Annotated in this window: 21 protein-coding genes and 1 other RNA gene; 12 read left to right on the forward strand and 10 right to left on the reverse strand. The window is 70.7% G+C overall.

The genetic code is table 11. The features are described 5' to 3' along the window. Nucleotides 1–951: 951 nt before the first annotated feature. Together ACQEVS_RS09630 and yaaA are read right to left on the reverse strand one after the other, a co-directional pair. Entirely contained in the window at nt 952–3,894 is a 2,943-nt protein-coding gene (locus ACQEVS_RS09630; RefSeq protein ID WP_433017976.1) for a hypothetical protein, read from the reverse strand. A 253-nt stretch (nt 3,895–4,147) separates the two neighbouring features. Beyond that, a complete protein-coding gene (gene yaaA / locus ACQEVS_RS09635; RefSeq protein ID WP_433017979.1) occupies nt 4,148–4,945 on the reverse strand; it encodes a peroxide stress protein YaaA in 798 nt (265 codons plus the stop codon). Between the two features lie 105 nt (nt 4,946–5,050). On the opposite strand from yaaA, the gene ACQEVS_RS09640 reads away from it, so the two are divergent. Continuing rightward, entirely contained in the window at nt 5,051–6,517 is a 1,467-nt protein-coding gene (locus ACQEVS_RS09640) for an RNB domain-containing ribonuclease (protein ID WP_433017982.1), read from the forward strand. 67 nt (nt 6,518–6,584) lie between these two features. Beyond that, an RNA gene (rnpB, locus tag ACQEVS_RS09645) (RNase P RNA component class A) lies at nt 6,585–6,988 on the forward strand. Between the two features lie 416 nt (nt 6,989–7,404). On the opposite strand, the gene ACQEVS_RS09650 is transcribed toward rnpB, so the two are convergent. From ACQEVS_RS09650 to ACQEVS_RS09660, 3 genes are all read right to left on the reverse strand, one after another. Then, nucleotides 7,405–8,502, reverse strand: coding sequence for a tyrosine-type recombinase/integrase (locus tag ACQEVS_RS09650; RefSeq protein ID WP_433017985.1), 1,098 nt, complete (start codon nt 8,500–8,502; stop codon nt 7,405–7,407). 311 nt (nt 8,503–8,813) lie between these two features. Further along, nucleotides 8,814–8,999 (reverse strand): helix-turn-helix domain-containing protein, encoded by a 186-nt coding sequence (locus ACQEVS_RS09655; protein ID WP_433017988.1) that lies wholly within the window; start codon nt 8,997–8,999, stop codon nt 8,814–8,816. A 106-nt stretch (nt 9,000–9,105) separates the two neighbouring features. Beyond that, nucleotides 9,106–9,375 carry a hypothetical protein gene (locus ACQEVS_RS09660; protein WP_433017990.1) on the reverse strand — a complete coding sequence of 90 codons (270 nt, stop codon included), beginning with the start codon at nt 9,373–9,375 and terminating at the stop codon, nt 9,106–9,108. 228 nt (nt 9,376–9,603) lie between these two features. Between ACQEVS_RS09660 and ACQEVS_RS09665 the strand changes: the two genes are divergently transcribed. The 3 genes from ACQEVS_RS09665 (at nt 9,604) to ACQEVS_RS09675 (ending at nt 12,230) form a co-directional block, all read left to right on the forward strand. Then, nucleotides 9,604–10,272: an RNA polymerase sigma factor gene (locus ACQEVS_RS09665; protein WP_433017993.1), complete on the forward strand. Its 669-nt coding sequence runs from the start codon at nt 9,604–9,606 to the stop codon at nt 10,270–10,272. Nucleotides 10,273–10,339: 67 nt separating this feature from the next. After that, nucleotides 10,340–10,645, forward strand: a complete 306-nt coding sequence (locus ACQEVS_RS09670; RefSeq protein WP_433017996.1) for a hypothetical protein — start codon at nt 10,340–10,342, stop codon at nt 10,643–10,645. A 40-nt stretch (nt 10,646–10,685) separates the two neighbouring features. Then, complete coding sequence (locus ACQEVS_RS09675) at nt 10,686–12,230, forward strand: hypothetical protein (RefSeq protein WP_433017999.1); 1,545 nt, start codon at nt 10,686–10,688, stop codon at nt 12,228–12,230. A gap of 21 nt (nt 12,231–12,251) precedes the next feature. Here ACQEVS_RS09675 and ACQEVS_RS09680 read toward each other — a convergent pair whose 3' ends face one another. From ACQEVS_RS09680 to ACQEVS_RS09695, 4 genes are all read right to left on the reverse strand, one after another. Then, a complete protein-coding gene (locus ACQEVS_RS09680) occupies nt 12,252–12,722 on the reverse strand; it encodes a single-stranded DNA-binding protein (RefSeq protein ID WP_433018002.1) in 471 nt (156 codons plus the stop codon). Nucleotides 12,723–12,779: 57 nt separating this feature from the next. Further along, entirely contained in the window at nt 12,780–13,805 is a 1,026-nt protein-coding gene (locus ACQEVS_RS09685) for a peptidoglycan-binding protein (protein WP_433018005.1), read from the reverse strand. A 139-nt stretch (nt 13,806–13,944) separates the two neighbouring features. Continuing rightward, a complete protein-coding gene (locus ACQEVS_RS09690; RefSeq protein WP_433018008.1) occupies nt 13,945–14,586 on the reverse strand; it encodes a hypothetical protein in 642 nt (213 codons plus the stop codon). 11 nt (nt 14,587–14,597) lie between these two features. Beyond that, complete coding sequence (locus ACQEVS_RS09695; protein ID WP_433018010.1) at nt 14,598–15,236, reverse strand: ParB N-terminal domain-containing protein; 639 nt, start codon at nt 15,234–15,236, stop codon at nt 14,598–14,600. 475 nt (nt 15,237–15,711) lie between these two features. Between ACQEVS_RS09695 and ACQEVS_RS09700 the strand changes: the two genes are divergently transcribed. The 7 genes from ACQEVS_RS09700 (at nt 15,712) to ACQEVS_RS09730 (ending at nt 21,823) form a co-directional block, all read left to right on the forward strand. Next, nucleotides 15,712–16,290, forward strand: a complete 579-nt coding sequence (locus ACQEVS_RS09700) for a hypothetical protein (protein WP_433018013.1) — start codon at nt 15,712–15,714, stop codon at nt 16,288–16,290. A 74-nt stretch (nt 16,291–16,364) separates the two neighbouring features. Next, a complete protein-coding gene (locus ACQEVS_RS09705; RefSeq protein ID WP_433018016.1) occupies nt 16,365–16,655 on the forward strand; it encodes a hypothetical protein in 291 nt (96 codons plus the stop codon). After that, nucleotides 16,652–17,659 carry a hypothetical protein gene (locus tag ACQEVS_RS09710; RefSeq protein WP_433018019.1) on the forward strand — a complete coding sequence of 336 codons (1,008 nt, stop codon included), beginning with the start codon at nt 16,652–16,654 and terminating at the stop codon, nt 17,657–17,659. Before ACQEVS_RS09705 ends, ACQEVS_RS09710 begins: the two co-directional genes overlap by 4 nt. A gap of 19 nt (nt 17,660–17,678) precedes the next feature. Then, nucleotides 17,679–18,476 carry a hypothetical protein gene (locus ACQEVS_RS09715; RefSeq protein ID WP_433018022.1) on the forward strand — a complete coding sequence of 266 codons (798 nt, stop codon included), beginning with the start codon at nt 17,679–17,681 and terminating at the stop codon, nt 18,474–18,476. A 138-nt stretch (nt 18,477–18,614) separates the two neighbouring features. Next, nucleotides 18,615–19,610 carry a type IV pilus assembly protein FimV gene (locus ACQEVS_RS09720; protein WP_433018024.1) on the forward strand — a complete coding sequence of 332 codons (996 nt, stop codon included), beginning with the start codon at nt 18,615–18,617 and terminating at the stop codon, nt 19,608–19,610. A gap of 79 nt (nt 19,611–19,689) precedes the next feature. Beyond that, nucleotides 19,690–20,091, forward strand: a complete 402-nt coding sequence (locus ACQEVS_RS09725; protein ID WP_433018027.1) for a hypothetical protein — start codon at nt 19,690–19,692, stop codon at nt 20,089–20,091. Between the two features lie 118 nt (nt 20,092–20,209). Then, complete coding sequence (locus ACQEVS_RS09730) at nt 20,210–21,823, forward strand: hypothetical protein (protein WP_433018030.1); 1,614 nt, start codon at nt 20,210–20,212, stop codon at nt 21,821–21,823. A gap of 570 nt (nt 21,824–22,393) precedes the next feature. Here ACQEVS_RS09730 and ACQEVS_RS09735 read toward each other — a convergent pair. After that, nucleotides 22,394–23,227, reverse strand: coding sequence for a hypothetical protein (locus ACQEVS_RS09735; protein WP_433018032.1), 834 nt, complete (start codon nt 23,225–23,227; stop codon nt 22,394–22,396). Nucleotides 23,228–23,420 lie beyond the last annotated feature (193 nt).

Genomic DNA, 23,420 nt, shown 5'->3' on the forward strand with positions numbered 1-23,420 from the left:
CGGCGCCCAGGAACCGCTTCTCGCATTCGATGGTGACCGACTGGGACCAGAACCCGATGTGGACGCTGATCGTGATCCGGGCCCGGCCGTAGACGGTTCCGCTGCCGCTCTCGTAGGTGAGTTCCAGGAGGAGTTCGACGGAGGCGGAGACGATGCCGAGGACGTCGACCTCGCCGCGGGCGCGGAAGTAGCCGGTGATCCGGCATTCGGAGGTGGCGGCTTCGAGCCGGAAGTAGATGCCGGCCATCACGGACAGGCTCCCGCTCGCCACCCCGAGGTTCATGGAGACGGCCGCCCCGAACTCCAGGGCGGCTTCCAGGACGGCGACGTGCTTGGGCGTGATGACGATGCCGAAGAAACCGCCGCCGCCGAGCAGGGACACGGTGAGCCGGAAGGGGGCCTGGCGGCTGCAGAAGGAGAAGCCGATCTCCAGCGGCCGGCCGATGAACGGGAGGTCCAGGTAGGCGTCCAGACGGATGTTCTCCAGGCTGAAGACGCCGACGGCGAGATTGGGGAGGGGGATGCCGTAGCGGGCGGTGATGCCGGACGAGGTGACCTGGATGCCGGGTGGGTCGCTGAAGCCGTCGATGGGGATGAGCTGCCGCAGCGTCTCGACGAACGACAGCGGGCCGATGAACTCGACCTTGCGGAAGCCGACGTCGATGTCCGGCTTCTCGCCCGCGCGCATCCGGAAGCGGACGCGGTCGAAGGTCAGCCGCATGGCGTGGAAGGAGGGGATGAGGACGAGGTCGAATTCCTCCAGCGAGCAGGTGATGTCCGCGCCGGAGGACACGTCCGGGCGCAGTGAGCCGCGGAGGTCGACGACGAGGGAGAGCCGTCCGACGGTCCGGGTGCCCTCGGTGTGCGGGACGAAGACCGGGTCGCCGGTGTCGGGCCAGGGCTTGATCTGCGGGCTCCACTCGATGCGGGTGCTGACCGTCTCGGGGAGCTTCAGACCGCGGGCGGCCTGCTGGAGCGCATCGCGGAGGGAGGGCAGTTGCCCGGCGGAGGTCGTCCAGGTGCCGGCCTGTTCCCGGACCCGGGTGAGCAGGGTGCGGAGGCCGGGGCCGGCGGTGGCGGGGAGGGAGGTGAGGAGGTTGTCGAGGGCGGTGGAGAAGGCGGCGAAGGCGTCGTCGATCTGCTGGAGGGTGACGGGCGGGTCGGTGGAAGGCGCGGCGCGCGGGGGTGAGTCGGTGGGGGGCACGGCACGCGGGGTGAGTCGGTGGGGGGCACGGGCGGCGGGTCGCCGGCGGTCGGTGGCGGGTCGGTGGTGGGCGAGGCAGGCGGTCGTGGCGGGTCGGGGATGGGCGCGGCACGCGGTGGTGGCGGGCCCCCGGGAGGCGCGGCCACCTCGGGCGGACCGGTGCCCGCCGACGAACTGCTGCCCGCCGACGGGCCGGTCACCGGCGAGGTGGCCACCGTGGGAGCCGCCACCGGCGGACCAGCCGCCGACGGACCGGCCACCTGCCAGGCGGCCACCTGTGATGTGTCCGCCGGCAATGCGTCCGCCATCAGACCGGCGATGGGAAGCGAGGGACTGGAGAGGTGTTCGGCGAGATAGGCGGCGACGAGTTCGGCGAGCCGCCGGGCGGTGTCGGCGACCTGCCGTGCGGCGGGCGGCAGGCCGGGCGCGGCGTTGTCGGCCAGGTCGCGGACGCGGCGCAGGTCGGTGAGGAACCCGGTGACCGAACTGACGGTCTGCGTGATGAAGTTGGGCACGTGGAGGGCCGGCAGCGGATCGCCGGGCAGGATGTGCCGGATGACGTCGGCGAGCGAGAGGACGCCGAGGAAGTCGACGTCGAGGGTGCCGAAGAAGTCGGCGGGGTCGAACTCCCCGCCGGCGATGCGGTCCAGGGCCGTGGCCACGGGCCCGGTGCCGGAGACCGGGCCGGTGGCGCGGGAGAGTCCCGCCACGTCGAAGCTGGGCGCGACGAGCGCGCCGGAGCGGTCGCGTCGGCTGTCGAAGTCCATGGCGAGCGCGGGTCCCCCGGTGGGCAGCAGGCTGAGGAAGACCTCGCCCGGGTTGCCCGTCCTGGCTCCCTGGGTCGCCGCCGCGAAGCCGGACAGGGCGTACCGCCGCGCGTACGTCACGGGCACGGCGGCGGCATCGCCGCCGGTCAGCGCGCCGACGGCGGGTACGGCGGCGGTGGCCCAGCTCAGCTGCGGGATGAAGTGCGCCTCGCCGGGCGCCGGATGGGCCGGGTCCGGGGCGGCCAGCGCGGGCGGCGCGGCGGCGGCCCAGACGAGGTGGGCCACGTCGACGCTGGTGTCGTCCGGTCTGACGGGCGGCGCCAGGGCCACGGACTGGCCGAGCAGTGCGGCGCTGGTGAAGGGGGGCGGATCGACGGAGGCGGCGGCCCGGGAACCGTCGGGAGCCGGCGCCGGAGGCCGGGACCGGCTGTTGTACTCGTCGAGGACGGCAGCGAGTTGGGCCCCTCGGCTCAGATGCTCGGGAACGAAGAGCAGCGGGGTGCGGAACTCGACGATCCGCCCCTGGTGGTCCACCGCCGTGGCCTTGAACAGGAACGGGTCCTCGGTGGCCGTCGCCGGGAAGAACCAGGTGGAGTCGGGCGGATCGGGGACGTGGACGAGGTTGGGGGTGACGAGGGTGTCCAGCCGGACGCTGGTGAACGGGAAGAGGAGGTTGGTGAGGTCGGCGGCCGGGTCGCCGTCCTTGGCGGGCAGCGGCCGCGCCGGGTCGTAGGTGCGCAGGGGCTGCCGGACGAGGACGAGGAAGCGCTGGAAGAGGAAGGCGGTCCGCGGGTCCTTGAACTTCCGTTCGGTGACCGTCACGACGGCGGCGCGATGCCCGAACGGACACAGGTACCCCTCGTGCATCACCCGTACGTAGTGGTCCCGGCCGAGGGTGGTGTGCTGCCGCCAGTCCGACAGGTCGGTTCCCGCGGGCCGTTCGGGCCACTGCCCGACGCTCTCCAGCCAGCCGCCCAGCGCCGACAGCATCAGCGTGCGGGCTCTCACCGGCAACGGCGTGAACGGCTTGCCCTCCACCGTGGACAGCCCGTCGTGCGCGGTGAGGTCGACGAGACCGGTACGGTCCCGAGGGGTGAGCGGCAGCCGCGTCACCTCGGGGGCGGGCGTCCCCGGTTCGCGGTCGCGGTTCCACACGGCGCGGACCGTGCCACCGGACAGTCGGGTGTGCCACATCTCGACCCGCTCGGCCGGCCCTGGCTCGTCCACCGCCGCGTCCCGGTGGATCCAGCGGGCCTGCCGCGGGGGCGACAGCAGCAGTCTGTAGGGCAGTTCGATGCCGGTGCGGGGGCGGGCGGGGTCGGCGAGCGGGTTCTCGGGGGTGCGGGGATTCCCCGCGGTGGGGGTGGCGGCGAGGGTGGCATCCACCACGTACCCCGCGGTGGGGATGGCGGCGAGGGTGGCGTCCACCCCGTACCGCGCGGTGAGCCGGGCGGTGGTGCGCAACAGCCGTACGAGCGCGAGGGCCCGGTCCGTGGCGTCGCCATCCGCCCCCGCCCCGGGCGGCGGCCGGACCGCGACCACCGCCGCGTCGGCCTCCCGCGCCGCGTCGACGACGCGCAACGGCAACCCGCGCATGGCCGCCAGCAGCCCCGCCTCGGAATACCCGACCGCGTCCTGCGGCCCCACCTCGAAGACCAGCACGCTCCGCCCGCTGACGAGCGAACCGACCGGTACGTCCCGGGGATCCGGATCGGCTCCCTCCTCCAACAGCGCGTGCTCCGCGACGTGCTGCGGCCCGAACGTGACGACGAGCAGCCCGTCCTGCTGCGGATCGGCCCGGACCAGCCGCCGACCCCCCGGCCTGTCGTCGTCGAACTTCAGCCCGACGAACGCGAAGCCGAGGTCCAGGAGATCGGTGCCGCGCAGTACCCGGATCGGTGCGGGAGTGTTCGGAGTGCCCATGCCGCCCCCTTATCGCGGTGCCCACTCCCTGGATACTCCGGTTGGGGGCAGGCGGTGTATGACCCGAACGGGTGACGACGGAATCTGGCGCTCCGTTCGGGTGGTCCAGCCCGTCCGGCGTTTGAGGACGGGTGGTGAAACCGCGATAAAGCGCGATAAGGGGGCGCTGGGGGCTCAGCCCCCAGGAATCGGCGAAGTGGGGGTGCCCCTCTGGAGGGGGCGGGCCGGGGCACAGCCCCGCCGCAGGCGCCCCCTAAAGCTCGGTCACCACCACATCCACCGCCCACGGCCGCCCCGCCTTCTCCGGAGCCCCGCCCTCCACCACGTACCCCAGGTCCCGCAACGCCTCGGTCAACTCACCGGGACCACCCGGCTCCGCACCGGAAACCAGTAGATCCCGCACCATCCGCCCCTTGGTCGCCTTGTTGAAGTGACTGACCACGGACCGCTTCTCGACCCCGTCCACCACCCGGGACTGCAGCACCCGCACCGTGACCGTGCGCCCCGCCACCTCCCCCTTGGGCTTCCAGGCCGTCGCATAGGCGGCCGAGCGCAGGTCGAGGACGGGACCGTCCCCCGCGGCGGCGGGCAGCACCTCCGCCATCAGTCCCCGCCAGAACGCGCCGAGCGCCCCCGCCCCCGGCAGCTTCACCCCCATCGAACACCGGTAGGAGGGGATGGCGTCCCCGACGCCCACCGCGCCCCACAGCCCGGAGAAGACCAGCAGCGACCGCTCGGCGGCGCGCCGGGCGGCGTCCGGGAGCGTGGTCAGGCCGAGCGCGTCGTAGAGGACGCCGGTGTAGATCTCGGCGGCGGGCCGGGTGCCGGCCGTCCGCAGCCCGGCGTTCTTGGCGACCTCCCCGCGCAGCCCGGGGCTCAGCCCCAGCACCTCGGCCGCCTTCTCCTCGTCGCCCGAGCACAGCTCCACCAGCTCGGCGAGCACGGCGTCCCGCGCGGCGGCGAGCCCCGGGAGGGAGAGGACGCCGGTGTCCACCGGGGCCCCGGTCCCGCCGGTGGCCTTCCCCTCGGACGGCGGCAACAGCACGAGCACGATCGGTTCTCCTTGCATCCCTGTTCTTGTGGCGGCCCCGGCGAGCCTAACGCCGTACGCCACACTCACCGCGCCGCCCGCCCGGCCCGCCCCTACGCTCGGATCATGCCCCGCCGCACGATGCGGGTGACGGACGAGGACCGCGCCCCGCTGCAGAGAGCGCTGCGCGAGCTGCGCGAGCGGACGCACGCCCCCACCGGGTTCCCCGCGGACGTCCGGGCGGAGGCGGACCGTGCCGCGCGGCGGCGGCCCCGCGTCCCGGTGTACGACGCGACGGCGCTGCCCCTGTTCACGATCGACCCGCCCGGGTCGAAGGACCTCGACCAGGCCATGCACCTGGCCCGCCGCGCGAAGGGCGGCTACCGCCTCCACTACGCCATCGCCGACATCGCGTCCTTCGTCACCCCCGGCGGCCCGCTGGACGCGGAGACACACCGCCGCGCGGTGACCGTCTACTACCCGGACACCCGCGTCCCCCTCCACCCCGCCGCCCTCTCCGAGGACGCGGTGAGCCTGCTGCCGGACCGCGACCGGCCGGCGCTGCTCTGGGAGTTCGACCTGGACGAGGACGGGACCGTGGTCCGTACGGACCTGCGCCGGGCCCTCGTCCGCAGCCGCGCCCGCCTGGACTACCCGGGCGTCCAACGGGCCCTCGACACCGGCACCGCCGACGAGCCGCTGGTCCTGCTCCGCGAGACGGGCCAGCTCCGGCAGGAGAGGGAACGCGAACGCGGCGGCGTCTCGCTGGACGCCCCCGAGCAGGAGATCGTCCGGCAGGACGGCCGGTACGTCCTGGAATACCGGACACCACCGCCCGTGGAGGGCTGGAACGCACAGCTCTCCCTGCTGACCGGCATGGCCGCCGCCGACCTGATGCTGGCGGCGGGCACCGGCGTCCTCCGCACCCTGCCGCCCGCGCCGGAGTCCGCCGTCGCGGCCCTGCGCCGGACGGCCCGCGCGCTGGGCGTGAACTGGCCGGACGACATGCCGTACGCCGTCGTCCTGCGGGCCCTGGATCCGGCGCACCCGCAGCACGCGGCGTTCCTCCAGGAGTGCACGGCCCTGCTGCGCGGTGCGGGCTACGCCGTCTTCGACCGCGAACGCCCCGCCGAGCGCCCCCCGCCCGCCGACCCCGTCCACGCGGCCGTCGCCGCCCCCTACGCCCACTGCACGGCCCCGCTGCGCCGCCTGGCCGACCGCTACACCCTGGAGTGCTGCGTGGCGGCGGTGACCGGCGCCTCCGCGCCCGAGTGGGTACGGACCGCGCTGGACGCCCTCCCCGCCGAGATGGCCGCCGGCTCCCGCCGGGCGGCCGAGGCGGAGCGCGAGTGCGTCGACCTGGTGGAGGCGGCGCTGCTCCGCGACCGCATCGGCGAGGTCTTCGACGCGTACGTGGTCGACGTGATCGACCGCCGGCCGACCGCGGGCACGGTCCACCTCTACGAGCCCGCCGTCGTGGGCCACGTCGAGGGCGACCCCGACGGCCCGCCGCTCCACCTCGGCCACCGGACGCGCGTCCGCCTGATCGAGGCGAACCCGGGCCGCGACAAGGTCTGGTTCGCCCCGGCGTGACGCCGCTATGTGCCGCCCGGCGTGACCGCCTCCCCCGACCGCCCGGTACCATGGTCGACACGGCGGACGAGCCGGCCGGGCGGCCGCGTGGGATCTTCGGATCCCCCGAGGAACGTCCGGGCTCCACACGGCAGGGTGGTGGGTAACGCCCACCCGGGGTGACCCGCGGGACAGTGCCACAGAAAACAGACCGCCGGGGATCTTCGGATTCCCGGTAAGGGTGAAACGGTGGTGTAAGAGACCACCAGCGCCTGGGGTGACCCAGGCGGCTAGGTAAACCCCACCCGGAGCAAGGTCAAGAGGGGCCGCCTTCACCGGCGACCCTGCGCGGACGATCGAGGGCTGCCCGCCCGAGTCCGCGGGTAGACCGCACGAGCCTGCCGGCAACGGCAGGCCTAGATGGATGGCCGCCTCCCCAGGGCCCGCAAGGACCCCGGGAGACAGAACCCGGCGTATAGGTCGACTCGTCCGCCACCTAGGGCCTCTGACCAGCGAAAGCGCAGGTCAGGGGCCTTTTTTCATGCTCCAGGGAGCTCAGCCAAACCCCGATTCAAACGGGTACAAACGGGACCGCCCGGGTACGTACGTAGCCATGAAAGTAGCCATGGAAGTAGCCGCGGCGGATCCGCTCCAAAGGGACCCGACCAGCGAAGACGGCCCGTGAGCTGGGGGCATCCGAGTGGCGCACTTCGCCGTCGCTACAGCGGCGAAAGCACCGTTTGGTTTGTACCTCTCCAATAGCCCGGATCGAGAGAACGACGAAGGCGGCGACTGGGAGGCGTGCGGCGGCCAGGTTCGGGTGCCGAGGGACACGGCAGCGGGGCCGAGACCTGTGTTCGGTCTCGGCCCCGCTGGACATCGTGTTGCTGAGGGTGGCGCCAGAGGCGTCAGGCGGCGATACCTATGCGAGAGGGTGAGGCGGCCGGCCGGGCTGTCAGCCGGGCGGCTACGGCCCCGTGCGTGTCAGCGTGGTCCTTCAGGAGGTGGCTGTAGGTGCGCCGCAGTTCCTCGACGGTGTCACCGACCCAGGCAGCCACGGTGTGCTCGGGGATCCCGTTCTGGAGACACGTGGAGATGAAGGTGTGCCGAAGGTCGTGGAAGGTCGGCAGCTCCCCCTTCTCATCCTTGATCCCCAACCTTCGAAGGACCGGCTTCCACAGGTCGTCGTTGAAGTGGCTCCGGCTCAGCAGCCCGCCGCGCGGCGTCCAGAACAGCGCACGGGCCGGCCCGCGCTTACAGGTGTCGACCGTCTTCTTGTGCTCCCACAGGACGGTCTCGGTGACCATTGGGGGGTAGCGCTCTGCGTGCCCCGCGAGTTCCTCTTGAAGGTACGAGGGCGCTGGTACGTCCTTCGTGGTGAGGCGCGGGCTGGTCTTGAGGCGGTCGATGAGCATGGGCTTGTGGCCCGTCTCCTGCGTCTTGAGCACCTGCCGGCGCAGGGTGAGCAGGCCCGTGTCGAAGGACATGACGTCTTGGCAGACGGCGAATGCCTCGGCCTGTCGGGCGCCGCACGCGAAGCCGAGCATGGGGATGGGGCGGTAGCGCTCAGGGAACTCGTCGTAGATCGCCCAACACTCTTCCGGGGTGAAGACGTACCAGTCTGTCGGGCCGACGTAGGGCCCCTCGACCTCGTAGGTGGGGTTGCGGGTGATCTTCCCGTTCTGCAGCGCGTCCTTCATGATCATCTGGAAGACCTTCCAATGGCCTTCCGCAGTGCTGTTGGCGATGCGCGGGTCGGCCTCGACCTCTTTTACCCAAGCTTCCACCTGGGCCTTCTCGATGTTCTGGAGGCGCTTCCTGCCCCACCGCGGGTTGAGGTGCTTGCGGATTGCTATCTCGTAGCTTGCGAGGCTCGTCTCCTTGACGCGGCGCCTGTCGAGCCAGTCGGCGGCCCACTGGCGGAAGGTCAGGTTGGTCACGACGGGTTCGGGGACCGTGCCGGCGGGCGTTTCGTCGAGGATGGTCTGAGCCTTGGCTCGGGTCATACCGACGGAGTTCGGGATTATGCCGCGCGTGCGAGATCCGTCGAGGGTGATGTTGTGTGACCAACTGTGATTGCATCCGCCCTTTTTGGGCGCCTCCCGATCAGGGCAGTTGCACCGTTTGTAGACAGTGGGTTTGCGTGACACGGGACGCCTCTCGCGCTCTCGGTCGGTTCTGGGTTAGGGCCCTGGCCAGGGGAGTTGGACTGTAAGTGGGACGGGGTGCAGCCGGTCAAGCCGGTTGGCCGCGGCGAGGACGCTCGACAAACGGGCCGCTGATAGCGGTCGTGGTTGCGTTGCCCGCTTTATGGAGTTCACTCCCGGCGGGCGTCGACCCATGCTTCGAAGTCGCGCTCTCGCACGCGCAGAATTCGGTCACTGATGCGTATGACGGGGATGTCCCAGCTCCTGTAGTTGTCGAGGACCGTGCGCTTTGGGATTTCCATGCGCTCGGCAATCGTCTCGAAACTCAGCAATGCGTTGGAGCCACCACGAGGCATGGTCGTCCTTTTCTTTCCGTACGTTTCTCCGGTCGGCCCGAACCGGCCGGGTGGAGCCGGTTTCGTTCGGTCCGGCACTGGTACGTACGTGCGTCGCCGGATTCTGTTACACCCGACGGAAGGGCGAGGCATTCGTCGGCGGCTGGTCGCTATCGCTGGGGGTGTGGGGGCGGCGCGGGGCGGGGTAGATCCGCCTGACTTGTTGGGTCGGGCCGTTACCGCGGGTGCGCAGGATGCCTCGGCGGCGGCCTAGGCGTACGACGCTGGCGGCGGCTTCCTCGTCGATGCCGGCGGAGTACGCGGCTTCGCCGAGGGAGATCCATTCCTCGTACGGCAGGAGCATCAGCGCGCGGTCGGCGCTGGTGAACTCGGGCATGGCTGCTGCGGGTCCCTTTCGGTTTGGGTCTGTGGGTGCCGGGTTGCTCTCCTGGCACGTTCCGCACGTATATCACAGTGGGCTTTGCGGGGGGTGGGTGGCCTGTTCGGCTCGTTGGGGCTTGTGTCCGGTTATGCTGCCTCCGCATCGCTACGGAATGTGATCTTCCGGTTTGAAGGGCGGCGCAGCACCAGACCAGCGCAGACATGCCCAGGGGGACAACAGGCCGTGACCGACATCTTGGAAGGCTTGGTCGCGCGCGCCGCGGCAGGTGGGCCGGATGGGGCCGACGCCATCGCGGCGTTGTACGAGGAGTTGCAGGAGACCGTCTACCACTGGGTGCGGTTCAACATCCGAGACGGGCACGTCGCAGAGGATCTGTGCCAAGAGGTCTGGCTGAAGGTTGCCCAGAACGTCGGTAAGTACCGGCCGGGCAGCAGCTTCCTGGCCTGGCTGCGCACGATCGCGCGGAACACCGCGCTCGACTACTTGCGGGCCGTGCAGCGGCGCCCTGCGGAGGTGCTGTACGCCGACCACCTGGAGCTGGACCGGCCTCGGGTCGGCCAGGGTCCGGAGGAGTACGCGGAGAGTCGCGCTCTGGCCCAGGCCGTGGCAGCGCAACTGCATAAACTGAGACCTCAGCAGCAGCAGGTCCTGATCTTGCGGTTTTTCGACGGGGAAAGCCCCGGACGTACCGCGGAGATCATGGGGAAGACGGACGGTGCTGTTCGTACGCTGACGGTGCGGTCGTTGCGCCGGCTCGCCGAGGTCATGCCGACTGGGGAGTCGTCTGCCCAGTTGATCGAGGAGCTGCTGACGGCGGCAGTGAGCAGAAGCAGGTACGTCGGTACACGGGTTGAGACACGAGAGGCCAGGGCGCATGTCGCGACGAGCTGACCAGAGCGAGCGCCTGGAGCGGGCGCTGGAGGGCGGGCCCGCCCCTCACGACGAGGAGACCCGCCGGATGCTGGCGGCTGCGGGTGCCTTGCGCTCCGGCTACCGACGCAGTCCGGCCCGCGTGCGGGCTACCCGGGAAGCGATGCTGCGCGAGTACGAACGTGCGCAGAATCCGCAGGAGTCCCGGGATGACGCGGGTACGGGCGATGGCTTGGACGAGCCGGAGATTCATCGCAAGGAGATGGATCTTCCCGGAGGCGGGCACCTGGTCCTCACCGACATCGAGGCCATCACTCCCGAGCGGGCCGAGAAGACGGCCGCCCGTATCGCGCGGATCTTGCAGAGCTGTGAAGAAAGAGATCGGCTGAGTTGAGCAGAGCCATACTCGGCTGCCCGAGGGCGGGTGCTCGGCCGTGAGTTCCTCCGAGCCGCGCATCAAGATCCACGTTTTGCCTCCGGACGCGCACGATGACGATGTCGCGCTCACGGACGTGGGTGTGGTCAACGTGGACGGTGAGCGCCACCTGTTCCTGAGGCCGCAGTCGTTCTACTCGGCTGTGCGGCAGGTCAGCTCCGCTATGCCGGATCTTCCCCTGGAACAGGTCGAGCGCCTCGTACGTGATCACTGCGAGTTCAAGGACTTCGACGAGTTGCTGGGGCCTCCTGCGGAGCCTGCCCCGCCCGTCGACCTTCCCCCGCACTCGGAGGAACCGCCTGCGCCCCGGGGTGCGAGGGGTCGTGCGAAGAAGTGGGCTGCTGCTGCCGCTGTGGTGCCGGCACTCGTGGGGGCGTGGGCAGTCGGGCACTTCACGGGCGCAGCCCCGGCTTCGACTGCCGTGAGTGCTCCGGACAAGGAGAGAAACGCGGCGCGCGACGAAGCGATGAAGGACAACCACAACCTGGGGCCGGAGCCGTTCACGGCTCGCGATTTCAAGGATTTCTCCGTTGCGGGGAAGATCAGTTGCAGTCCCTCCGACGACCTGGAAGCGGAGTGCACCGACTCCGACGGGATGGTGATGGCGACCAAGGCCGCAACGGGGCCGGATTCCACCATCTTCACGTTCTCGTACGGGAAGGACCGCCTCGGTCTGAGGATCTTCGCGACCGCGGAGTATGCGAGGACGTGGGCCATGCAGGACGCGTCCCGGCAGCTATACCCGAACATGGTTCTTTCGGGTCGGTACGTGTTGTGGGGCACGGACAAGGAGCGGTTGAAGGGGTACGAGGCGGAACTGGCTGCGGCTGCGAAGAAGCCTGCCGCTTCCGGTCATCAGGCGAGCGTGAAGGGGGGCGCGCAGCCTCTGCCGCCCCGCCTGGCCGCTCTCACTCTGGGCACTTTGGGGCTCGACGCGCAGGACGTGCGCACGGTCTTGTACTCCGCGCAGGATCCTCAGGCCGACTCGCCGGTTTTACTGGCGGCGCAGGCCGTCCTTGGCGTGGGTGACATGGCGCCCCCCTCGGTAAGGCCGGGCGAGGCGGACATCGTGGCGCTCGCCGCGGGGCTTGAGCCGTCGCCAGAGACAGGTCCACGCCCGACTCCGTCGGGCGCTGGTTCGGCATCTGGGGCGAGTCCGAGCGGTGACTCGTCGGGGACGGCAACGGGGACTGCGCCCGCCACCGACGTTGTTGCGCAGCCGGACCCGCGGCCGGCGGAGAAGGAGCGCAAGCAGCAGCCCGAGCAGCCGACAGCACCGGAGCGGAAGCCGGAGCCGGTTCCCGGCCCCGAGCCGGAGAAGCCGCCGACGACGCCCGTCGACCCTGCCCCGGTCGACCCGGCCCCGCCGGTCACTCAAACGCCGGCGCCGCAGCCGCAGCAGGTGCCGGCCCCGGCGACGGCGCAGCCGCCCACCGACGGCACTGCCCAGGAGGTTCCCATCTCCGACGGACAGACGCGCTCGGAGGGTGACGAGGGAACCCTGCTGGCGCTTCCGCAAGCGTGGATCGCGCCGGTCGTGTAACACAACGCGCCGCGCGGGTGATCACCTGCGCGGCGCGTTGTCGATCGGGGAAGGGTCAGAAGGGCGGCTCGGTCGCCCACTGATCGTCGGATACCGGGCGGCTTGCCGTGGTGACGGCCTGGCGCTGTCCCCCGTCTTGGTCACCTTCGCGGTTGCGTTCTTCAAGCTGACGCCGACCTCTTCGACGTCGAGGTCGTACACCGTGCGCTTGACGCCTTCGCGGTCCTCGTAGGAGCGCTGCTTGAGGCGTCCCTGGACGATGACGCGGGCGCCGCGCGTCAGGGACTCGGCGACGTTCTCCGCTGCCTGGCGCCATACCGAGCAGGTCAGGAACAGGCTCTCGCCGTCCTTCCATTCATTGGTCTGCCGGTCGTAGGTGCGGGGGGTGGAGGCGACGCGGAACTTCGCGACCGCGGCACCGGAGGGTGTGAAGCGGAGTTCGGGGTCGTCGACCACGTTGCCGATCAAGGTGATGACGGTCTCGCCTGCCACGCGGGGCCTTTCAAGTGGGCTGGGCCGCCCCACCGTTAGGCGGGGCGGCTTGGCTGATCAGGAGAAGAGGATCTTCCAGGTGAGTGGGCCGGGGATGCCGTCCGCGTCACCCTTCAGCTCGGCGTGCGCGAGCTGGAAGTCGCGGGTGTTCTGTCGGTCGGCGTCGGACCACTTGGGGCCGGGGCCGGAGGTGTAGTGCTTGCCGTAGCCCTTCTTGACGAGCTGCTCGCCGAGGAGCGCGATGTGGGCGTTGTTCTTGCCGGGGCCGAAGTAGCCGGCGCCGGGGAACGGCGGCGCGGCCTTCGGCGTGGCCTTGCCGGGGAGGGCGCCGAGCAGCTTTTCGAGGGAGTCCTCGCCGGGGACGCCGTCGGCGGCCTTGCCGCTGTAGCCCATCGACTGCTGGAAGAGGGCGTAGTTCTCGGTATCGGCGTCCGTCCACTTCGGGCCGGGGCCGGAGGAGTAGTGCTTGCCGAAGCCCTTCTTCACCAGGGCCTCGCCGACCTTGGTGACGTGGTCGCCCGTGGCGCCGTAGCCGTAGGTCAGGCCGTTGATGGTCACCTGGTAGCGGGCGATGGCGTTGCCGCTGTCCGGGGTCGGCTTGTAGTCACCGGCCGGCATGCCTGCCTGCACCCAGGCGTAGAGCTTCTTGCCGGGGCACTCGGTCGCGAATCCGTCGCGGTGTCCCTTCTTGGCCAGGGTCCGACCGGTCTTTCGGCACGCCTCCTCGTACAGGGCGCGGCAGGCGGCGAGCGCCTTGGCGCTGGGCTCCTGGTCGCCGCCGATGGCGATCTGGACGCCGATGCCGGAGATGTTGTGGTTGGGGCAGTGGGCGCCCTGGAGGTTCCAGCCGCGGCCCTCGAAGACGGCGCCGTTCTGGTCGACGACGAAGTGGTAGCCGACGCCGGACCATCCGTTGGCGAGGTGTTCGGCCTCGATGGCGTGCATGACGGCGTTGCCGGTGCGGGTGACGTGGTCGCCGCCGTCGTAGTGGACGAAGAACTCGGTGCGGCTTCCGAGGTCGATGGTGGCGGGGGTGCCGTTCCAGGGCTTCGCGCCCCACTCGTCGCGGGAGATGATTCGCATGGTGGTCCTTCGGTGCTCGTGAGTCAGGAGGGAGCACCGTGCAGGGTCGGCGGGGTTTGTGTCGCGCGCTGCCTGCCTGGCCATCGTCACTTCCGCGCGGTCCGAGTGATCACGTCGCCTGGGGTGGGGCGGTGAATCGTCAGCCGTCGACTACTTCTGCGTCCACGACGCTGGTGCCTTCCAACTCCGGTGGGTCGGGGTACTGCACCGCGAAGAGCGTCTGATTCAGGCGTTCGGCGAGCGCGCCCAGGTCGACCTGGTCCTCCTGCGCTGCTTCACCGCTGTCCAAGCCGGTGATCTCGACGGCGAGGGCGGCGTCCTTGCCGTAGTGGTGGCGGTGTTGCCGCTCTAGGTACCAGGCGTCGGCGCGCCAGTCGGGGGCGGTGCGGTCCTCGGTGACCTCTTCGACGATCTGGCCGGTCTCGACGTCGCGGTACCTCCTCGTGGTGATCTTGGTGATGATGCCGCCGTCGGCGACCCGGCGGATGTTGGCCATGGCGCGGGCGCCGGCCATGGCGCGGGCGGTGCGGACCTTTTCGAACAGCTCGACGTAGGCGTCCTCGGTCCGGTCGGGGGTCTGTCCGTTCTCGCGTGCGGTGACTTCTGCGCGCCCGCGGGCCATCCACCGGTGGTAGGTGGCGCTGGAGATGCCGGCCGCCTCGGCGGCGAGTTCGACGGCGATGCCGGTGCGGGAGGCGGCGATGATGCGGGCCTCGACCTCTTCCGAGAGCAGGGTGGGGCGCCCGGCGCGGGGGCGGCGGGGCTTGCGGTGCGTGGGCATGCGGCGGTTCCTCAGCGTCCGGGGGTGAACGCGTGGCCGCAGGCTGGGCAGGTGGTCAGGCGTGTGCGTCCTTCGTCGTCCGCGCTGAAGCCGCTGTCCCCCGGGCCGTCGCCGCCCGCGTCCGGGAGGTGCGGGGCGGCCTGGTCCTCGTTGACGGCGCCGGGCAGTGTCTCGGGGTCGACCTGGCGCAGCAGCTTGTCCAGCTCGTCCTCGGAGATGGCGAGCGAGTCGTACAGCTCGGCGTCTTCGGTGACGATGTCTTCGAGGTACGCGGCGAGGGAGCGCGGTCGCCAACCGCCGTCGGTGGCGATCTTGTTGAGCTTGATGTTCAGTGCCTTGGCCTCGGCGTCGGAGCGGGAGGACCAGCCGCGCTGCACGGGGACGAGCCATCCGCCGTCGTTGTCGACGAGGAGTCCGCCGGGGAGCCGTTCGCCGCGGGCCTGCATCTCGATCAGGGCTTCGCGGCGGCCGTGGCCGCCGAGGATGGTGTGGGTGCGCTCGTCGGTGATGGGCTGGTCGACGAAGCCATGGGTGCGGATGCTCTCGATGATCCGCTCGACCTCGTGCTTCTTCGGGTTGCCGGGTGCGGGGGCGAGGTCGGTGAGGGGCACGTAGGTGGTGTAGCGGGGCGCGGGGACGGTCTCGGTCACGGTGTTCCTTCCGGTTCGTGGTGCCGGCGGTGGGCGCGGTCTGCGAGCCCGCGGACTTCAACCGCGGCGCCCCGCCTCGCAAGCGGGGCATGCCGTCATGGCCGGGCCGCGCCCGCCGCCGGGCCGGTGTCGCCCTCGTTCCGGATGGGGCGGCACCGGAGCCCGCCCGCCCCTGGCGACGTCACCGGGGATGGGAGAGCCGCGGTGAACGTAGGAGGTGGGAGGTGCTTACGTCGCGGCGTCGCGGTCGTCGGGCCGGTGCGGTACGGGCGGCCCGGGAGTTTCCGGATGGCACAGAGCACAGCGTGCCGCGTGCTGTACTATTTGCTGTGGCTGGGAGAGCAACTCAGCCACCTGGGTCTTGGTGTCACAGATTTCGCCGGTTGACGTACCTCTTGGCGGAACCCTCTGCACCGGCCCGGGACAGACCCGAAAAGCCCTGGCCCGCATGTGCCTTGGGTGAGAAAGGACCCCCATGTCGTACGACGACGCCACCACGCCGGAGCCTGCCCTGTCCTTGGGCGATGCCGCGCTTTTGTCGGTCTTCGCCAAGCTGTTCAAGGACCGCGTCGTGCCCGTGATCGACGAGAAGATCGCTGCCGTGAAGGGCCCGCTGCTCGCCGCTTACGACGACCCCGACAGCAGCACCAAGAGCATCGACGCCAAGGTCGGCGGTGTGGCCGTCGCCACGTACACAGTGGCCGTCTCCAAGGACAAGTACGTCGTCGGTGACGAGGAGGCGTTCACTGAGTTCGCTGAGGAGAAGGGCGAAGCGGAGGTCATCATCCGGGCGCGTCCCGCCTTCCGCGACGCGATGATCAAGCGCGCGAAGTACGACACAGCAACGGGTGCGATTGTCGACAAGGCGACGGGTGAAGTGATCCCTGGCCTGACACGTATCCCCGGCGGCAAGCCCACCGGTTCGGTGACCTGCTCCTGGAAGGACGACGGCCAGGAAGCCGTGCTGGAAGCGTTCCACAACGGCCAGCTTGACGGCCTGTTGCGCGGGGTGCCAATGCTCCCCGCCGCGCCTCGCCGCGACGCCCAGCAGTAACACGCGCCCTCGTCGAACACACCCCGGCCGCCTCGCTGCGGCGGCCGGGCCCTTCCCCCTCAAAGGACTCCCCCTTGTCCACCCGCACCCACCTTGCCCCGGCACTTGCCGAAGGCATATCCGACCGCGCGTTTCGCCTGTACTGCTACCTCGTTCTGGAGAGCGACGGTGAGTGGGTCACCGTGCAGGACGCAGCCGACGCGTGCAACCTGACCAACCACCAGTCGCGTGGCCCGCTGTCCGAGCTACGCAAGCAGGGCATGGCCGAATCGCGGCGCGTGTACGAAATGGGCCGCCTCGGCCGCCGGACGTGGCACACCCACTTCCGGCTGCCGCAGGAGACGGTGAACGGGGCAGCAGCGTGAACACCCGCAGCGCGGTGCGCCACAACCGCCGCCCCCTGTTTGTCACGGTCGAGTCGGCGACGGCCCGTGACACGCGCATCAGCTTCCGTGCCCTGGGCGTGCTCACCTACTGCCTCGACCAGGCCGATAGCTGGAACGTCCGCTCCGAACAACTCGCGCGCGGCGAGGGGCGCGAAGGACGCGATGCCGTCCGCAAGGCGCTCCACGAGCTGGCCGCGCACGGCTATTACCGCCTGGAGCGGCGCCGGTTCCTTGACGGCAAGACGGCCATGGGCGCTGCGGTCAGCGTGTACGCCGTCGAGCAGTGGGCCAAGGACTACATCACCTTCGGCAAGAAGCTGGACGTCCCGGTCGTCGAGCAGCCCGACGGTTCGTTCCGCGTGCGCTATCCCGACAACACCCTCGGTCCGGACGGCTTCGCTGTCGACCCGGACGCCCGGCCGGACGACGTCCCCCTTGAGGACGAGCCCGAGTTCGACTTGGAGTTCGAGCCCGAGCCTGCACCTGCGCCGGAACCGAAGCCGAAGAAGAAGTCGCGCCGCGTTCCACCGGCCGCCGCACGCGCCGCCGCGAAGAAGGCCCAACCGACCAGTCCCGGCGAGCAGGAGAACGAGACGGCCGAGGAGACGAAGGCGAAGACACCGGCCCAGCAAGTCGCCACCTGGTACTACGACCATGCCGTTCAGCATCTCGGCCCGTACGCAGGCAAGCAGCGGTCCGGCTGGTACTTCGGTCTCGTCAAACTCAGCCAGCAGGCGTTGGACGCCGAGTACACGCAGAAGCAGGTGGCCAAGGCGTTCCAGCGCACCGGGGTGCACTTCCCCACGGCACACCAGTTCCAGCGTGCGCTGAGCGACGAGCTGAACAACAAGCCGATGCCCGCTCAGTACGGCGGCCGCCCCGCCCCCTACAACGATGCCGCGACCTGGGGCACGGACACCGTCGGGCCGCCCGCCCCTTCCGCCCCCGACGACGGCGTCATGTTCGGCGTCGTCCCCGCCTGATGCGAGAGGAGAACCAGCGGTGAGCGCCATGACCGCCGAGCGTTTCAACCCCGAATACGAGCCGAAGCAGTTGTTCGAGATTTCGGATCGCACGCTTGCGGCGCTCCGGCGCGGCGGGGCGGACCTCTCGCAGCTCGGCGTCCCCGCGCCGCCCGAGGGGAGCGAGAGCGAGCTGTGGGATGACATCTCGGTCCCCAAGGCTCGTGCCCGGACGCTCGCGTGGAGGAACAGCATGGCAGCGGCGGATCACGACGACTACTTGAAGTGGCAGTTGTGCGACCTGGACGACAACCAGTGTCCCAAGGCGCTCGGTGGCTGGCTGGACTCGGTCGTCGAAGCGAAGCGGGCGAAGGGGCGGCCGAGCACGCTGCACTTCATCGTGGCGGGGAACATCGGCTCGGGGAAGACCACCGCGCTGGCGGCGCTGGGCAACGAGGCCAGCGGCCGGGGTCTGCTCGTGCGATTCGTGCAGCACGCCACGTACCTCGCCTGGCGCCGTCCGGACGGTGGCCCCGACGGCATGAGCGCCTTCGCGATTCGGCGGCGTCATGTCGAGGAGCCGGACCTGCTCATCCTGGATGAGCTGTGCGGCGAGATGGACGGCGTGCAGACGGAGTTTGTGCGCCGGGAGACCACCGACCTGGTCGGCTCCCGCCTCGCGTCCGGCAGGCCGACGGTGTTCTCGACCAACCTGCGGCGCGACGCCATCCGGGCGGTACTCGGCGAACGGCTGCTTTCGCGGATCGAGGACCGGGCGTACCTGGCGAAGGTCGTCGGGCCGGATCGCCGCACGCCGCACAAGCCGCTGGACTGGTGAACCGCGTGCCCGCGACGACTGGTGGGGGCGTAAGCCGATCACGGGCAGCGCGCCGGCGGGCGGAGGGGATATCGTTTGGGCAACCCGAGGGCCGATGAGCATAGGTCTTCGGGCAAGACCCGAACGAAAGGGGCTGTCGTGCCCAAGTTGTCGACCGTACGCGCCATCACCCAGGGCGAGCGGGACCTGAGGGATTGGCACCGCAACCTCCGCATCGGGGCCGCGGTCGCCGGCTTCGGGATGATGCTCGCCTCCCTCTACCAACTCCACTGGGCCGGCACGCTCATCGGCTTCCCCACCTTCGCGGCCGGCGCGATGGCCGGGTCCCTCGAACTCCTCCTCGCCTTCAACGCCGGAGCCGTCACCTCCATACGCAAACGCACCGAGCGCGGCGCAGAGGGCGGCTACTACTGGTCGCTGTGGTTGATCTTTGCGTTCCTGCTGTGCATCTCGATCGCCGCGAACGTCGGCCACGCCATGGTCGCGCTCTCCGAGTGGTTCAGTGACGGCGGCGCCCCCACCGTGATGGCGGAGCACCGCGTGTACGTGTACGCGATCGGCAGCGCGGTCGCCGCGATGGTGCCGCTCGGCGGCAGCTTCGGGCTGCACATCTCCGGGTTCGTCCGTGCACGCGGCGCGGGCTCCGACTGGGTCGACGAGAACGGCACCGGCGCACTGCTCGACACCACGGCCCCCGTGCCCGCCCCGGTACGCAAGGCCCCGGCCGTACCGCGTCCGGCGGTGAAGGTGCCTGCCGACCAGCCCCAGGACCGCACGCCCGAGCCGCCGGACGAGCCGTTGATGCCGGCCCCGCAGGACACGACGTCGGCGGAGGCCGAGGAGGAGCAGCAGACTGCCCTGGAGATCGAGCCGGTGGAGGTGCTGTCCGAGGAGGAGTTGTACGCCATCTACAAGCGGGCCAGGGACGCGGAGGAGCATCACCGGTTCACCGCGCGCGGTGACCTGAACCCGACCCAGCTCGGCCGGCGCCTGGGGCAGAGTCCGCAGAACGGCCGCAAGCGTGTGGGCCCGCGGTTCGACTCCCGCTACCGGGCGGAGAAGCAGGAGGAGCGCGGCGACGGCGTGGACCTGGACGGTCTGGAAGCCGGTAGCGGGACCTCTCAGGCATCCTGATCTACCGCACCTGCACGACTTCGCGGCGAGGCACCCGGTCTCGGGGGTTTCGCCGCTGGCACGATCGGATCGGTCCTTCATGACGCCCGAGACCCTGGCCCGTCTCGCAGCCGCCCGCGCGCACCGTGACCTGTCCGATCTGGCCCGCCAGGGCGTGGGCGGCATCGGTTGCGCCGCAGGTGCCCGGGAGCGGATCGAGGCGGCGCGGCGGCTGCGGGTGACGGTCACCGGCCTCCTCGACCTGGTCGTGCTCGGTGGCGAGCCGTGGGAGGGCATCGCGCGTGCCCTGTGCCGCCGGGATGTCGAGACCGTGCGGGCCGAGTACGCCGAGGCGGTGCCCTACTGGCAGGTCGCGCCGGCCACGGTGCTGCGGGAGGCCGCGGGCGAGGCGCGGGACTTGGACGCCTGGTACCGGCGCCACCGTGAGGACATCGATCCTCCTGTGGAGAATCCGGTCTTTGATCTGCTGGTGAGGGGTTGATCAACCCCACCGACGCGCTAAAATAGTACAGCGCGCGTCACAACGAGAGGCTAAGGCCCTCCGCGCCGCACCATCCGGGAGAGCAACCCGGAAAGACCCGAAGCGAAAGGCCCGTTCCGTGGCTGGACCCACCACGCCCCAGCGCACCCGCACCAGCCGGAAGCCCACCGGCAAGCCGAACCCCCCGATGATCCTTCTGACGGGCCCGGAGAAGACCGGCAAGAGCTTCGAAGCCGCACGCGGCTCCGGCTCCGACCTGATCGGCATGACCTACTGGATCGAGATCGGCGGTACCGAGGGGACGGCCGACTACTACGGCCGTGTCCCAGGCGCCAACTATGAGATCGTCCCGCACGACGGCTCGTACCAGGACATCCTCGACGCGATCCGCTGGGTGAACCACCAGCCGCGCGTCGACGGCAAACCGAACATGCTGGTCATCGACTCCATGACCTCTCTATGGGACATGCTCAGCGACGAGATCGCCCTGTATGCACGCCACCGTGCCATCCGTAAGGCGCAGCGCAACCGCACCCGCGTGCCCACCCTCGACGACCCGGTCGTCGTCGACTCCGATCTGTGGAACCGGGCCAAGGACAGGTGGGGCGAGGTGCTGTGGCTGCTGCGCCGCCACCAGGGCCCGTGTCTGCTGCTGGCCCGCACAGAGATCGTCGTCGCGTTCGAGAACGACAAGCCGACGCGCGAGAGGACCCGGAAGGTGAAGGCGGAGAAGAACCTCCCCGCGGCCGTCGACGCGATCGTGGACCTGCACGCCGTCGGTGAAGCCTGGCTCACCGGTGTACGGACCCTCCACATGGAGATCGCGCCCGGCGAGACCCGACGTCTTCACGACTTCACCATCGACAAGCTGCTGCGCGACCTTGGCCTGCCGGACGCCGCCGCGTCCCGCTCCACCTCCGAGCTGCGGCCCGACGCCGGTTTGCACGATCACGGGGCCCAGCAGGTTCAGCAACTCGACCCCCATCCCGAGCACGCCCGGCCGGACACGGCCCTGACCGGCGAGCAAGCCGCCGCCCTGATCCGCGACGCCCTGATGCACCCCGCCGACCCCGAGAACGCCCTGCGCGGGCTGCGGGAACATCACGGCCGCCGCACGCTCACGGCCGTGCAGACGGACACCGCGTGGGGGACGATGAGCGCCGACGAACTGATCACCAAGTCGCTGGAGCATCTCAAGGCGAAGGTCGAACAGGCACAGGCAGCGAAGGACGGCGAGCCGCACAGTAGCCCGTGCTCTTCGCCGGATCGCGTGGCCGACGGAGAGAACGAGCCGACGGACGCGGAGGAGCCTGAGCCGATCGACGACGGGGTGCCGCCGCCCCCGGACGAGGAGCCGCCCGCTGCCGAGCGGCCCGAGGAGATCAGCGAAGCCGAGGAGCCGCAGGACCTCCCCCGGCCCCGCCCTGCCCAGGCCAACAAGATCAACAAGGTCATGGGGGTGCTGCTCGCCGAGGCGGAGATCCAAGCCCGCATCATGGGCCTGACGATGCAGGAACACCTGGCGCCGATCTCCCCCCGCGATGAGGGCGCGCCGCCGCCGATGACCAAGTTGCGCACGTACGTCATCGAACACCGCCCCACGGTGATCGGTCTCCTGGAGGAGCGCGGCGAGCGGGATATCGCCAACACCTACCGGCGTGCAGGCACACCGGAGCTGAAGATCCGCGACATGTTCGCGCCCCTCTACACCGACCTCGTCACCGCCGGGTGAGGCAAGGGGCGCGCTCGAAGCCGGGCGCGCCCCAGGGCGCGCCTCGTCCCGCCCCCCGGACCGGGCTGAGACGCGCGCCCCCTCGTATCGCTCCGCGCCGCCGTCGAAGGCGTGCCACGCGCCCTACGCCACCCGGTGGCGCGCTTCCCCCTTTCTCGGGGCGCGCGCCTTCGGGCGTCTCGGCGCGCCGCGGTGTTCGAGGCGGGCGCGCCCCGTCACAGCCGGGAGCGCGCCGGCGCGACGATGCGTGATCGGCGGCGCGGCGCGCCCGGCTCGGCGCGCTGCCGCAGGCGCGCCGGCTCCTCGGGAGCCCGCCGGCGCCAGGCGCGCGCCACCGCCGGAACGCGCGCGCTACGGGTGGCGCGCCCCGCCCTGGCCTGCGGTTTCACCGCGCGCGCCGCATACAGGCGCGCCTGGAGGAGTTGCGGCCGGGTTCAGGTGGCGGCTGCTCGGCTCGCCGACCGTGGCGTACCGCGGCCCGGACGGCGGCGCGCCACGGTGGCGCCAGGGCGCGCGGCCATGAAGAAGGGCGCGCCCGGATCGGGCGCGCCCCAGAACACAGGTGCGTCGTCAGTTCGCGGAGCGCGTCTGCGACCGGCGCTCGGCGCGCCGCTCACGCCGTACTTCCTCGCGCGCCTGGCGCGCGTCGTCGCGCACCGCGTTGCGCAACCGGGAGAACTCCTCCGGGTACTTCTCGGCGAGAAGGCGCATCGCCTGGAGACGGTAGTTCGGCGCGGCCGGCATCCGGCCCCACCGCGCCGTCATGAAATTGAGGGTGTACTGGAGGAAACGCAGCTCGGCCTCCAGCCGCGAGCGAAACTGCTCAACGCGTGCCTGACGCGCCGTGCGGGACTCGCCCTCCAGCTCGGGCAGGAAGCCCTGCGGGTTGCGCAGCATGCGCACCGCCAGAGCCTGCGTCCGAGATGCCACCTCGGGTGAGCGGAACGCCAGGCCCTGAACGTAGTCGCGGCCGGAGCGGGAGCTGCCGGCGGCTTCTCGGACGAACGCCGACCACTCCTCGGCGAACGCCTCGTCGTCGAGCTGCGCCAGATACTCGGCCTCATCTGCGGCAAGATCCTCCACGGCAGCCAGGATCGGCTGCCGAGCCTCTTGGAGCTGTTGCCGGAAGTCGCTGATGCGGGCCTGGTAGTCCCGCTTGGACTCGCCTTCCTTGCGGACGACGACCGACTTGAATTCCCGAGCAGCTCGGTCGGCGGCAGCCAGCGTGCGGCTGGCCACCTCCGGTGAGCGGAAGGCTGTCGCCTGCACTTCCCGCGGGGCCTGCGGGTCGGTGCCGCCTTGTACGTACGTGATCCACGCCTCGAAGAACGCCTGGTGCGACATCCCTTTCAGGCGCTTGGCCTCTGCCGTGACCTTCTCGGCAGGCGGCTGCGCGTCGGCCATCCCCGCGGTTCCTCCTGGTCGCTGCTCTCAAGCCGCTCGGGGCGGCCGGCGTGTAGTAGGCGATGGCCGCCTCACGACCGAACCCACTGCGTGTGCCGGGTCATCGCAGGAGCAACCACTCTCCGGCCCTGGACGCTCTACACGCGTGCAGTGGTCTTGGGCTGTGTGTCTGCCGGCCAGACCCAGGAGGAAA

The sequence above is a fragment of the Streptomyces sp. CA-181903 genome (assembly GCF_050937075.1).
In the GTDB taxonomy this organism is placed as follows: domain Bacteria; phylum Actinomycetota; class Actinomycetes; order Streptomycetales; family Streptomycetaceae; genus Streptomyces.